At 46.7% G+C, this 13,139-nt stretch carries 13 protein-coding genes; 5 read left to right on the forward strand and 8 right to left on the reverse strand.

All coding sequences use genetic code 11. From position 1 onward, the window contains the following. The first annotated feature begins 529 nt into the window (after positions 1–529). The 3 genes from BMY62_RS10180 to BMY62_RS10190 are packed head-to-tail and all read left to right on the forward strand — an operon-like array spanning position 530 to position 4,240. Positions 530–1,699, forward strand: coding sequence for an alkaline phosphatase PhoX (locus BMY62_RS10180; protein ID WP_090659244.1), 1,170 nt, complete (start codon positions 530–532; stop codon positions 1,697–1,699). A gap of 51 nt (positions 1,700–1,750) precedes the next feature. Further along, the gene (locus BMY62_RS10185) at positions 1,751–2,881 is read left to right on the forward strand and encodes a S1C family serine protease (RefSeq protein ID WP_090659245.1); all 1,131 of its coding nucleotides are present in this window, start codon (positions 1,751–1,753) and stop codon (positions 2,879–2,881) included. Between the two features lie 60 nt (positions 2,882–2,941). Then, entirely contained in the window at positions 2,942–4,240 is a 1,299-nt protein-coding gene (locus BMY62_RS10190) for a dicarboxylate/amino acid:cation symporter (protein ID WP_090659247.1), read from the forward strand. Here the strand turns inward: BMY62_RS10190 and BMY62_RS10195 are convergent, their stop codons facing one another. From BMY62_RS10195 to ligA, 7 genes are all read right to left on the reverse strand, one after another. Next, positions 4,241–4,666 (reverse strand): ExbD/TolR family protein, encoded by a 426-nt coding sequence (locus tag BMY62_RS10195; protein WP_090659249.1) that lies wholly within the window; start codon positions 4,664–4,666, stop codon positions 4,241–4,243. Next, complete coding sequence (locus BMY62_RS10200) at positions 4,666–5,445, reverse strand: MotA/TolQ/ExbB proton channel family protein (RefSeq protein ID WP_090659251.1); 780 nt, start codon at positions 5,443–5,445, stop codon at positions 4,666–4,668. Before BMY62_RS10200 ends, BMY62_RS10195 begins: the two co-directional genes overlap by 1 nt. A gap of 5 nt (positions 5,446–5,450) precedes the next feature. Continuing rightward, positions 5,451–6,158 (reverse strand): energy transducer TonB, encoded by a 708-nt coding sequence (locus BMY62_RS10205; protein WP_090659371.1) that lies wholly within the window; start codon positions 6,156–6,158, stop codon positions 5,451–5,453. A gap of 532 nt (positions 6,159–6,690) precedes the next feature. Beyond that, complete coding sequence (gene def, locus BMY62_RS10210; RefSeq protein WP_090659253.1) at positions 6,691–7,245, reverse strand: peptide deformylase; 555 nt, start codon at positions 7,243–7,245, stop codon at positions 6,691–6,693. Further along, entirely contained in the window at positions 7,235–7,981 is a 747-nt protein-coding gene (locus BMY62_RS10215) for an S-methyl-5'-thioinosine phosphorylase (protein ID WP_090659257.1), read from the reverse strand. Before BMY62_RS10215 ends, def begins: the two co-directional genes overlap by 11 nt. Before the next feature lie 3 nt (positions 7,982–7,984). After that, positions 7,985–8,542 carry a hypoxanthine-guanine phosphoribosyltransferase gene (locus BMY62_RS10220; protein WP_090659259.1) on the reverse strand — a complete coding sequence of 186 codons (558 nt, stop codon included), beginning with the start codon at positions 8,540–8,542 and terminating at the stop codon, positions 7,985–7,987. A 14-nt stretch (positions 8,543–8,556) separates the two neighbouring features. Continuing rightward, on the reverse strand, positions 8,557–10,581 hold the full coding sequence (ligA, locus tag BMY62_RS10225; RefSeq protein WP_090659260.1) for an NAD-dependent DNA ligase LigA: 2,025 nt from the start codon (positions 10,579–10,581) through the stop codon (positions 8,557–8,559). A gap of 173 nt (positions 10,582–10,754) precedes the next feature. On the opposite strand from ligA, the gene BMY62_RS10230 reads away from it, so the two are divergent. Together BMY62_RS10230 and BMY62_RS10235 are read left to right on the forward strand one after the other, a co-directional pair. Next, positions 10,755–11,717, forward strand: coding sequence for a DUF2914 domain-containing protein (locus BMY62_RS10230; RefSeq protein ID WP_090659262.1), 963 nt, complete (start codon positions 10,755–10,757; stop codon positions 11,715–11,717). Positions 11,718–11,732: 15 nt separating this feature from the next. Next, complete coding sequence (locus BMY62_RS10235) at positions 11,733–12,305, forward strand: NUDIX hydrolase (protein ID WP_090659264.1); 573 nt, start codon at positions 11,733–11,735, stop codon at positions 12,303–12,305. On the opposite strand, the gene BMY62_RS10240 is transcribed toward BMY62_RS10235, so the two are convergent. Further along, positions 12,302–13,012, reverse strand: coding sequence for a hypothetical protein (locus BMY62_RS10240; RefSeq protein WP_090659266.1), 711 nt, complete (start codon positions 13,010–13,012; stop codon positions 12,302–12,304). The two genes, BMY62_RS10235 and BMY62_RS10240, sit on opposite strands and share 4 nt — an antisense overlap. Positions 13,013–13,139: the final 127 nt, after the last annotated feature.

Genomic DNA, 13,139 nt, shown 5'->3' on the forward strand with positions numbered 1-13,139 from the left:
TCACGACATGATCGTGATTAATAGTTATTAAACAAAGTGTTACTATACAATAAATCATTGCCGCAGAGAAGGCCTTCTAATCTGACAAAGTAGAACTAAAACAGGCTAAAAAATATTAGCCTGGAGGAGTAAGCTCGCTCTAAACTCTAGTGTCAATAAAACAAATGTGCTTAATCTTCGGGCAGTGGACCTGCCGGTATATGAATCGTCTATTTAAGGCTGAAATTCACAGTTTTATCCACAGAAATTGTGAATAACGTTTTCCCAGAAATCTGCTGTTTTTCTGGATACCAGCAAAAAAATTGTTCCAGGCATGCCAGCTTGATTGGAAACAAAGAAAATCATATCTCAGGCTGTGTATAATCAAACTGTCTTCCAAGCGATATTTTTTTCCTTGAATCGAAAAATTTGTAGGACATACAATAAATAAAATATGTCATTACTAACTACTACTGAAAAGAATACGATATTCGATTCAAAATATTACCGCGTTTTTAGCTTTTTCAGCTGAATTTGCACTTCAATCACTATGAAAATATTTGAGCAACAGCGCAGAAAATTACTTAAGTTCGGCCTGCTTGGTGGTGTGGGTGTATTTATTTCAAACCATTGGCTCTCTGCGTCGAGTCAGGCCGCATCGTTAGCCAGGGTTGCGCAAAATGGCCTGCTGCCGCCGGATGCTAATGGCATACGTTTGCCTGAAGGATTCCGTTCACGCATCATAGCGCACTCAGGGCAGACAATCTTCGGTTATGACTGGCATGCAGCGCCAGATGGTGGTGCAACATTTGCCTCACCGGACGGCGGATGGATATATGTATCCAACAGCGAGCTTGATTCCCAAAAGGGTGGTGTCGGCGCCATTCGTTTTGACCGCCTTGGTGAAGCAATTGACGCCTACTCCATACTGAACAATACCACGCGAAATTGCGCGGGTGGCCATACACCATGGCAGACCTGGTTCTCCTGCGAGGAATATGACAATGGCCAAGTATGGGAATGCGACCCTTTCGGTATAGAATCCGCGCGTTTGAGGCCTGCACTGGGTACTTTCAGCCACGAAGCTGTAGCAGTCGATGTGCAAAGTAAACAATTGTACTTGACTGAAGATAAACCCGATGGATGTTTATACCGCTACACTGCCAGAACAATTGATGCTACAGGCCGACCCGATCTTGATAACGGTTTTCTGGAAGTGGCCGAGGTTGTCGACGACCACGTAGGCGCGGTACGCTGGCATTTAATTCACGATCCACTTGCTAAACACACACCGACGCGCTATCAAATAAAGCAATGTACGCCATTTGACGGTGGTGAAGGTATCTGGTTCCATGCAGGCATTGTTTACTTCACCACCAAGGGGAACGATCGGGTTTGGGCATACGACACGCTGAGCAAACGGCTCTCCATCATTTATAATGCTAAAAGCTATCAAAATCCTGTATTGACCGGTGTAGACAATATTACGGTCAATGCGTCTGGCGAATTACTGGTGGCCGAAGACGGCGGCGATATGCAGATAGTTATCGTCTCTTCGGACACCGTCATGCCGTTGCTTCAAGTTGTTAGCCATGACCGGTCGGAAATAACCGGTCCCTCCTTCAGTCCGGACGGGACGCGTTTGTATTTCAGTTCGCAACGTGGCACGACGGGCAAATCAGAAAACGGCATGACTTTTGAAATAACCGGGCCTTTTTGACAGCACCGAAATTATTAAAGATACCCAAATCTTATTAAGGAGTTATTCCATATGCCCGATAACGGCCGTTTTCTGTCCCGTTTGATCTGGATCACACTCGCGGTCATGCTGCTTATTCTTCTGTTTCGCGATATGTCCGATTTCTTTATATTCGGAGACAAACGCGAATACGCCGAACCGCGTATTGTCGAAGCGCGTGGAAATCTTGCCGAAGACGAACTCAGCACAATTGAATTGTTTGAGAACTCACGCGACTCGGTAGTTTTTATTACGACCCGCCAGCGCGTCATGGACGCCTGGACGCGAAATATCTTCTCCGTACCCAGTGGAACAGGTTCCGGTTTTATCTGGGATGATCACGGCCATATTATAACCAATTTTCATGTCATCAAAGGTGCCAGCGAAGCCATGGTACGCTTGGTTGACGGACGGGACTATAAAGCGGCGCTGGTTGGCGCAAGTCCTGCACATGATATTGCTGTTCTACGCATCGGTATCGGCTTTCAACGTCCCGCGCCTGTTCCACTCGGTACCAGTGATGATCTTAAGGTAGGACAAAAAGTGTTTGCCATCGGCAACCCTTTCGGTCTGGACTGGACATTAACAACCGGTATCGTGTCCGCTCTCGACCGTTCACTTCCAGGCGAAAACGGACGTATAATCAGTAATCTGATTCAGACAGACGCCGCCATTAATCCTGGCAATTCTGGCGGCCCTTTGCTGGATTCTGCAGGCCGGCTAATCGGCATTAATACAGCGATTTACAGTCCCAGCGGCGCAAGCGCAGGTATCGGATTTGCCGTGCCAGTCAACACCGTTAATCGAGTTGTACCGCAACTCATCAGCCGTGGCAAATATATTCGGCCGGCATTGGGCATAACTGTCGATGGCAAGTTTAATGAACGTTTAACCAGCACTATCAATATTAATGGAATTGTGATACTTGGCGTCGGTCGAGGCTCGGCTGCAGAGGCCGCAGGACTCAAAGGTGCCGTGATTTCGCCTGATGGTGAAATCACACCAAGGGATATCATAATCGCCATCAATGGCGAACAGGTCGACTCGGTTGAGAAGCTGCTGTCAATTATTGATGGATACCGCGTTGGTGATACCATACAAGTCAGAATAATACGTAATGAGCAGGAGATGGATATACCTGTTACGTTACAGCCGGGTGAATAAATAACGCCCCATCATCCATTCATAACAGAATGCCGACCGCGGGACGGCTGATCAGGCATCATGAACATAACAACCAAAATTCTTATCTGGATGGCTGCTGGATTGGTCACTGGCAGCCTGATCAACTATTTTGCTACAGACAATTCTATTATCCAGGTCTATTTTGTCGACGGACTGTTCCATGTTGCAGGTGCCATATTCATCAATTTATTGAAAATGCTGGTGGTTCCACTGGTCACATTTTCACTGATCTGCGGCGTTTGCGGTATTGGCGATATTAACAAACTGGGACGTGTCGGCATAAAAGCGTTTGCTTTATTTTTGCTGTCTACGGCACTGGCTATTTCATTAGCGATCCTGGTGGCAAAGAACGTTGCACCCGGTAAAAGCTTTAACTTAGCGGAAGGTTTGCCAGATACGTTTACCGTACCGGAAGCGCCGCCAATTACCCAGGTCTTCATCAATCTGGTGCCAGACAACCCGGTCAACGCACTGGCAGAAGGTAACATGCTGCAGATTATCTTTTTTACGATACTGTTTGCAATTTCACTGCTCATGATCGGCGAACGCGGGCGACCACTGATACAGACTGCGGAACGCATTAATGATGTCATGATGCAGGTAGTAAATGTCGTGATGTCCATCGCACCATATGGTGTATTTGCATTAATGGCGAAAACCTTTGCACAACAGGGAATCGGCCTGATTATGCCAATGATTGGCTATTTTGGCGTGGTTGTAGGCGTGCTAGTCTGCCACGCGACGGGTACGCTGATGCTGTTACTTAAATTTCTTGGGAAAATCAGCCCGGCTAAGTTTATGAGAAAAATGCGAACGGCCCAGATTTTCGCCTTTAGCACTGCCAGTTCAAACGCAACCATTCCTGTAACGCTCAGAACGGTCGAGAAGCGAATGGGCGTTGATAACTCAACCGCAGCATTTATCGTGCCATTTGGCGCCACAATCAATATGGACGGCACCGCCATTATGCAAGGTGTCGCGACAGTGTTCATTGCCAATGTTTATGGTATAGAAATCGGCATTGTCGGCTACCTAACCGTTATCGGAATGTCTGTTCTGGCATCTATCGGCACTGCGGGTGTGCCGGGTGTAGGCCTGATCATGCTTGCCATGGTGTTTAATCAAGTCGGGCTTCCCGTTGAAGGTATTGCCCTGATTATGGGCGTCGATCGTCTGCTCGATATGGTTCGAACAGCTGTCAATGTAACAGGGGATGCCGTTGTCACCATGATTGTGGCGCGCAGTGAAAACAGCCTCTCAATGATCGTTTTCAACGACCCCTCAGCGGGCATGCTTGAAACAGTGCACCTTCCTCATCATGATACTGCGCAAAAATGACTATTGCTGCGCCAGTGTCGGATCAGTGATAAAACCGATTCTTGCCATCCCTGCATTTGCGGCGACACTCATGGCTCGTGCAACGTGCTCATATTGTGTGGTTTTATCTGCGCGAATATGCAGCTCTGTCTTGGGATCCTGTAACACTGCCGATGCAAATCGTTCAGACAACTGATCGAACTGTACCGGTTCTCCATTCCAGAAAAAATCGCCATCAGCCCGAATCGCCAGCTCGACATGTTCAGGTTGCGTAAAATTGGGGGTGCTTTCGGCCTTGGGCAAATCAATTTTGACGGAATGTGTCAATAATGGCGCAGTAATAATAAAAATAATCAACAATACCAGCATGACATCAACCAATGGCACCACATTGATCTCAGACATAGGTGCTTGCTGCTTTCCACTGTTCATGCTGCCAAATCCCATCACTGACCTCTTTCTTCAAGATTGGAGTACGTGGTTGCTGGTGCAATAGTTTGTGGTACAGGTGGTTGAGAATGCTGTATGGCAGCATTATTCCCATTGGCAGTACCATTACCTATCGTAATTAAAACGAAAAGATCGTGCGCAAATGCATCCAACCGGGCTAGCCAAATCCGGTTACGTCGTACAAATGCGTTATAGGCCAATACTGCCGGAATCGCAACTGCCAGTCCCAGCGCCGTCATAATCAATGCCTCACCGACCGGACCCGCAACCTTATCGAGTGTTCCCTGTCCGGACAAACCGATTTGGATCAGAGCATGGTAGATACCCCAGACTGTTCCCAGCAAACCAATGTACGGTGCAGCCGATCCCGCCGATGCAATCAATGTCAAACCGTTTTCTACTCGTGCTGCTTCCTGATCAATTCCATTACGTAAAGCACGCGTCAGAAACTCACTGGTACCACCGGCTGCAACCAGTTTGTGTGAGTCGTGCAATTTGGAATCAGCAGCAGCTTCAATACCCAATTTGGCCAATTCAGCAAACGCATTGTTTGGATTTGAGCTATTAAAGGAATTTTTTACTTCATCCAGTGATTCAACGTTCCAGAAATGATTCAAGAAAACTGTAGCGCGCTTTTTTGCTATAAAATTGGCAATACTTTTTGTAATAATCAGATACCAGCTGGCAATCGAAAGCGAAACCAGCAATACCAATACGCTGATACCAACACCATCGATCTGGGCTAGAAAATGAGAAAAACCAAGTCCTTGTTCCATTTAAATTAATTTCCTTGCAGTACAAAATTGAAAGGTTGCAGCGCAATCGCGCGAACCGGTTGACCATTACGCATTGATGGCCTGCATTGCCAGTTTCTAACCGCCTCCAGCGCAGCATTATCAAGGCGTGTATATCCACTGCTGTCGACAACCTGCGCTTCGTCAATATGACCACTCTCATCCAACTCGACCCGCAACACCAGCTTGCCCTCTTCGCCCATTCGGCGCGAAATTGCAGGATACGTCGGCGCCGTCAGTTTCGGGCACGAAACTGACAATTCGGAAGACAACGTGACCGGTCCTGTTTCCATTTGGCGCGGCGGCACCTTGGTAACCGGCTCCGAAAAAACTTCCTGTTCTATGACGGGCTCTGGCTCAGGATCCGGTTGCACAACGGGTACTGGTTCTGGCAGTTCAGGCGCCTTGGTTGCCAGACGTTTGATTTTCGGTTTGATCTCGGGTTTTTTGACGGGCTTTAATTTTACAGGTACTGGCTCCTGCTGTTTAGGTTCCGGAGCAGATTCAGGTGCAGGCTGTGAAATGATCTCGGCAAACAGAGTCACCATTTGTTCTGGCTGTGGAACAAGGCGTTGATTCCATAAAATATATGCCAACGCCCCATGTGCAACAAGTACAAACAACAAACCCGGCAACGAAATAAAATTTTGCTTCGATCCGAGGTAATCAGCATTTTTCCGTGTCAGTGACTGCATTGCAGGATAAACTATAGCGATATTATTAACCTTTCTTTCGATTGTTATAACAGAGTAAAAAAGATAACTATTGATCTGATAATGTGCTCTATGTGAAGACTTGGGATAATCATCACCCTTAACACACTTGCACATTTGAGCTCTGCATCGTTTTCTGTACCGAAACTGGACAGTGACACACTCTATTCATTGACGAGTACCAGATCCGGCACACATCCAAAAAGATAATTCTGATCAAGCGACAAATAATAAAACAAACGATAATAATTATCAATAAATACGTTGCTAATATGGGTAATTTATAGTTTGCAGGTGATTGTGTAATAAAACCTAAGATGTGTACCAATATTGTAATGTTGTAGAGCCAATGACAAGCTAACCATGATAACGTTCGCGCATTGCATTTGCATGAATTGAAGCAGCATGGTTAATGTAGTCAGTATGCAGAACAGCATGTTTAAAACTGTTCCCATTGGCTAATGCCGGTTTCGTTGCCGTTGATCCAGGTTCCGCTGTTACCTGTAAAACGATATTACCCCATATTACCACCTGAAGCTCTGTCCGCAGCCACCAGCTCGGGAAACAGAACCTCTGTAAAACCAAACGTACGAAAATCCCTGATGCGCATGGGGTAAAGTATGCCTTGTAAATGATCACACTCATGCTGTACCACGCGCGCATGAAAACTTTCTACCTGTCTATCAATCACCTGGCCATACTGATCAAATCCCTGATAACGCAAGTGCGTGTAGCGCGGTACTTTGCCACGCAGGCCAGGAACGCTCAAGCATCCTTCCCATCCCTCCTCCATTTCATCTGACAATGGCGTAAGATGCGGATTGATTAATACGGTAAATGGGATTTCATCTGCATCGGGATATCGCTGGTTTTCTTTAAAACCGAAAATGACCACCTGCAATCCAACGCCGATCTGTGGCGCAGCGAGACCTGCACCATCAAGCGAATTCATAGTGTCCTTCATGTCTTGAATCAGTTTATCGAGTGCCGAGGTACTGAACTGTTCCACCGGATTCGCCACCTCCAGCAACTTCGGGTCGCCCATTTTAAGCACTTGTTTAATTGTCATTGCACTGCACCAAATGTTCTATGATTTTTCGTACACGAACCATTGACTTATCCAGAACGGCATAGATTTCCTTTAGCGGAATAGCTGTAATATTCGACCCACGTCCGGCAGCATAATTCGCCACTACGGCCAGGGTTGCATAATTCATTCCAAGTTCCCTGGCCAGTCCAGCCTCGGGCATACCTGTCATGCCAACCATGTCACAACCATCACGCTCCAGACGGTTTATCTCTGCAGCTGTCTCAAGACGCGGCCCCTGGACGGCAGCATAAACGCCACCGTCAAATACAGATTCGGCTGCCAGATGCGCCGCATTCAAAAGCTGTGCTCGAGTCACGGAACTGTATGGGTGAGTAAAATCGACATGGGTTACCGGTTCTTCCGAACTATCGAAATAAGTGAAATCACGTTCATAGGTATAATCGATGATCTGATCCGGAATTATCAGCGCACCAGGTGTAAGGTTCTCACGAATACCGCCGACAGCGGCAACCGCCACGATATGTACCGGGTTAAGCGAGTGCAAGGCCCAGATATTAGCGCGATAATTAATACGGTGCGGCGGTATCGTGTGCCCGTGACCGTGGCGCGCCAGAAAAACAATGTCATGTCCGTTGACTGTACCAAACGTAAACGGACCGGACGGTTCGCCAAAAGGCGTTCGTATGATCTGCCGGTGCGATATTTTAAGGCACGAGAGCTGTGTCATGCCACTGCCGCCTATGATAGCCAGCATAATTTACCGTTCCGCCCCGGACTGCAATGCGTATATCGCCGGCAGATTCCGCCATGCGCTGTGAACATCCATGCCAAAGCCAAACACATAACGGTCCGGCAATACAAATCCGACAAAATCCGCATGAAAAGGTTTGTTCTTGCCGATATCCTTGTCTGCAAGCACCACACTATGAAACGAGCGCGCACCACAATCAAGAATTTTTGTTCGTATTTCCGCCAACGTCACACCTTCATCCAAAATATCGTCAATCACCAACACGGCCCTGTCTTTTATAGCGTTTTGAGGAAACACCAGCCAATCCAGCGCTCCTCCGCGCGTGGCGTTATGGTAGCGCGTAACCTGCAAATACTCAAAATTCAATGGGAACGCCAATTTCGGCAACAAGTGGCCGGCAAATACTACAGCGCCTTTCATAACACACAGCACCAGCGGGTATTGATTAGATAATTGTGCCGCAATTTCATCGGCCAGACGCTGTATTGTTTCAGCAATCGCCTCTGCAGAATAGATCAACTCGGCATTTTCAAGGATCTGCTCAGTTTTTTCACGGGTCAACATAAATTTCAGACAAACTAAAGAAGCGCTTTAAACTGTTTTTCATCGAGCAGCACAATCCCCAGATTAACCGCTTTCTGATATTTGCTGCCAGGGTCTTCACCAACGACAACATAATCGGTATTTTTGGAAACACTGCCGGTCACTTTACCACCTCGCAATTCAATTTTCTCCTTGGCCTCATCCCGCGACATGTCAGACAGTGTCCCGGTCAACACGAAAGTCTTTCCACTAACGGCGTGGTCTTTAGCAGAACTTTTCGATGATGCCACATTTTCTTTCCAGGATACACCGCTGGCCCGCAGCCGTTCAATAACCTCCCGATTATGCTTTTCTGCAAAGAAATCCAGAATGCTTTGCGCGACTACAGGACCAACATCTGGTACGTTCACAAGGTTTTCCATATCGGTATCCATGAGACTGTCCAGACTGCCAAAATGATGTGCGAGATCCTTGGCAGTCGCTTCACCGACATTGCGGATTCCCAGTGCATAGATAAATCGCGCCAGTGTAGTCTGTTTGCTTTTTTCGATCGCTGCAAGAATATTACCGGCCGATTTTTCTGCCATCCTGTCCAGATTGGCAAGCGCGAGAATACCCAATTGATACAGATCGGCCGGGTTTCTGACTATGGCATTATCAACTAACTGATCAACCAGCTTTTCCCCCAGACCTTGAATATCCATTGCGCGGCGTGACGCAAAATGCAAAATGGCCTGCTTACGCTGCGCCGGACAAAAAAGTCCGCCCGTACACCGGGAAACCGCTTCTCCCGTTGCCCGTATCGCTTTTGCACCGCACACAGGACAGTGTCTGGGCATGACAAAAGGTTTTGTATTTTCAGGTCTCTGCGCCAGAATAACTGATACGATCTCTGGAATAACATCGCCGGCCCGGCGAACAATTACAGTATCACCAATGCGCACATCCTTGCGATTAATTTCATCAATATTGTGCAATGTGGCATTGGTCACAGTGACGCCACCAACAAAAACAGGCTCAAGTCTGGCAACCGGCGTCAATGCGCCTGTCCGTCCGACTTGAACATGAATATCCAGCAGCCGGGTAACAGTTTCCTGTGCAGGAAATTTATGCGCAAGCGCAAAACGGGGTGCACGGGCCACGTAACCAAGCCTGGCCTGTTGAGCCAATGAGTTAACCTTGTATACAACGCCGTCGATGTCATATGGGAGTTGCTCGCGCTGCGCACTGATTTCTCGATAATATGACAGTAGACCTGCGCAACTTCTGACCACAGCACATTCACGCGCAACCGGAAAATGAAGGTCGCTGAGATATTGAATAATAGCACTATGAGTATCCTGTGGCACACACGGATCTTCATTCGCTACAATACCATAAGCAAAAAACACAAGGTTTCGCGCAGCCGTAACGGCAGAATCCAACTGACGCAACGATCCGGCCGCAGCATTACGAGGATTGGCAAAGATTTTTTCGCCTTTTTCCAGGTGATGTTTGTTAAGTCGAATAAAATCAGCTCTGAGCATCAACACCTCACCGCGTACCTCCAACAAATCCGGCACATTTCCTACTGATAATGCTAACGGTATGGTTTTAATCGTGCGTAAATTAAGTGTGATATCCTCACCTGTGTATCCATCTCCACGTGTCGATCCTGTTTTGAGTATCCCTTTTTCATAGCGCAGACTGACAGCCAGGCCATCAAATTTGGGTTCCACTGCGTAATCGACTTCCGAGACGCTCAATCCTTCACGAACCCGCCGATCGAACGCTTCTACCTCAGTCTGCTCAAAGGCATTTGCCAGCGACAGCATTGGCGAATTGTGCGTTACCTGTGAAAATGATTTTAAAGGAGCTGCACCAACGCGCTGAGTCGGAGATTCCTCTGTTATCAACGTCGGATAATTCTCTTCAATGTGCTGTAATTTTCTAAACAGACGATCATATTCTGCATCAGGAACTGTCGGTGCGTCCAGCACGTAGTACTGATAATTATATTCTTCAATCTGCTGACGCAACTGATCGACTTGTTGCTGAATATTTTCTAAAGACTGACCCATCGGACTGACGTTACCGTTATCTCCTGCCTAACTGTTTTTTGTGACGATTACCATATTGTAAAATATATAGCGTGTACTGTAGATATAGTTACTTATGACAACCGTAAGTCTATACATTCTCCTGTATAATTTTACCCTACGATTTATTTTGCAAAACCGGGGTTAAGCCTAATATGTCTGATAACAAACTGAAAATTCGCATACACATCCAGCAGCCCAAAGCTTCACAACAATCGGACGAAATTGAATCATTTGAAGCAACCGCTCCGGATATTGATGCGCAGTCCATTCTGGACAAACCGCCGCTCGATTGGAATAAAATCGCTTTGGCGGTCGTATTGTTCATGATAGTAGTTGCAGTTATCGGTTATCTGGCTTACCTGATGTTCAAACAGGACATCACCGATACGCAACCAGACAATACAGATTCAGAAGCAGTTCATTTCAGTGACCCGTCAGCTTTATATAACAATTTTTCGAGCAACATTGCAGATACGTCACCTGAGAACCTATCCGGCACAACAGTATTGGAAAATACAGCAGCAAACGAAGAAACAAAAACAAATAAAAAAGATTTACCCGATTTATCCGATCAACTTGTAGCGGCTGACGACAGCATTCGTACTGAATCTGGTACAGACTTGACTATTATACCCGGCTCCAAACCGGGTCACGACAAAAAAACGGCCTCACTCAGACCGAACCCAAAACCTGATTATGCGCTGGCAGACCGCCAGCAGCCACAGATACAACACGATTCCAGCACACTAGGCTCGGCATCTTTACTGGACACAATCGACCACGATCAGATTATCCGGGCCCAATTGACACGAGCTGTCAACAAACGTGAACCTGTCGACGAAATCGATAAAATCCAGCTTGAACAAAATATTCCCCGGAATATTTATTTTTTTGTAGAGTTGCACGATCTGGCAGGGCAGCAGGTTACCGTCAACTGGTATTTTAATGAGCAACATATGGCGGAAACGACGCTTGATGTAAACGGCCAGAATTGGCGAACCTATGCCAACAAGCTACTGAATAAAAAAAGTATTGGAGCCTGGCGAGTCACGTTGACTGACGAAGCTGGCGAGCAACTTGTGGAAAGGCACTTTATTGTTAGTAACAGCATGTAAATCCATGGATTTTTTATGAATTTTTGTAGCAGTTGTAGCGCGGTTGTTGAATTCCGAATACCGGAAGGAGATACACTTCCCAGATATATCTGTACCCAATGCCACGAAATTCACTATCAGAACCCCAAAGTTGTTGTAGGCTGCATACCCGAATGGGAAGATAAGATCCTACTTTGCCGCCGAGCTATCGAGCCACGCTGTGGCTGGTGGACGCTGCCGGCAGGATTTATGGAAAATAACGAAACTCTTGCCGAAGCGGCGGCTCGGGAAACACTGGAAGAAGCCAATGCCCGTGTAGAAATCGGCGATCTTTACGCAATCTACAGCTTGCCGCATATCAGTCAGGTTTATGTATTGTTTCGTGCACGCCTGATTGACCTGGATTACAGTCCAGGCATAGAAAGCAGCGAAGTCAAATTGTTGTCAGAATCGGAAATACCCTGGGATGAAATGGCATTCCGGGTTATTCATGATCCGTTAAAACGCTATATGCGCGAACGCAAACTGGGGGAACCGGCTTTCCACACCGGCATTATTGAACGCTCCCCAAAGAAAATCGTAAGCAACGCACGACCAGATTGCTGTTAGCAGATATTTCTCCTTCTGCTCACCCACAGGCCGAGCCCCGATGCAACGAACAACGCCAGTATGCCTGGCTGGGGAATCTGATTGGGTATATCGCCATTAATGCGGCTGATTTTGATATATTCAGCGTTTGAATCATGTTTCGGAGCTAAAATCAGATAATTTCCATCGAACCTTCCTGGTCTCAATAAGCGCTGCGTGTCAACAGGTACATTGCTGAAATTATTTTTGATAAATCCAAGACCTGCCAAATCGGAGAATCTGACTCCCGTGAAATCATAACCTGAAATACGTGACCCGACCCATGCGCTGATATCTGAATCATTTCGGCGCCAGCCGATCTCAAATCCGGTAAAGGCATTACCGGGATAATTACTTTCAAATATTATTAATTCTCTCCTGCCACTGTCATCAAGTGCATGATTCGGACTCAGGATTTCATTGATCTGATCGGGGTTCCGAACACCTAGACCGCTGCCCCACGAAATCAGCGTGGCTTTTTCAAAAACGTCCGAACGGCTGTTTCTGGCTGTAGAATAAGCGCGTGCCGTAAGCGTATAACCGCTTTCAGTAAAAATACAACTGTTGCCTACTCCGCTGGTGCATGCTGCTGAGTCCGAATCTGTATTCCAGCTAACCGGGCTGGCCGAAGCTGATGCAAACATTAACAGGCCCATAATAAGAAACCCGGTATCTATTCGATTGATCATTCGCTGCTTTCTTTGATTTTTCCAGGTTGCAGAGTACTAAAATCTCAGAATCTGTCATAAACAGATTAAAGCAGTATTTATCCCACTAATAGAAAAAATCATTTGAAACAAAGAGAAATTATTCTTT

It is taken from the genome of Nitrosomonas marina, assembly GCF_900111605.1.
Lineage (GTDB): Bacteria > Pseudomonadota > Gammaproteobacteria > Burkholderiales > Nitrosomonadaceae > Nitrosomonas > Nitrosomonas marina_A.